The sequence below is a fragment of the Vibrio marinisediminis genome, assembly GCF_014050145.1.
Classification (GTDB): Bacteria; Pseudomonadota; Gammaproteobacteria; order Enterobacterales; family Vibrionaceae; genus Vibrio; species Vibrio marinisediminis.
Genome location: NZ_JACFYF010000395.1, coordinates 1 through 230, shown reverse-complemented (window position 1 = coordinate 230; position 230 = coordinate 1). Strand labels below are relative to the sequence as shown.

General features: G+C 60.0%; 1 pseudogene. It reads left to right on the top strand.

What is annotated here, in order from left to right:
• A pseudogene (locus tag H2O73_RS24435) lies at nucleotides 1-230 on the top strand (hypothetical protein); the annotation flags it as partial.

Genomic DNA, 230 nt, shown 5'->3' with positions numbered 1-230 from the left:
GAGAGCCTCAAGACCGACGAGCTGCTCCACGAGGTGATCGGCGACGGCTTCTGGAAGAAGATCAAGTACTACCCCACCACCACCCGCGAACAGAGCCCCAAGATGGGCCGGATCACGGACCTGATGAAATCGGGGGAGTGCTTTTCGGATCTCGACGTGCCGGTGCTGCGTCCCGAAACCGACCGGGCGATGATCTGCGGCAACCTCGCCTTCAATCTCGAATTGAAGGA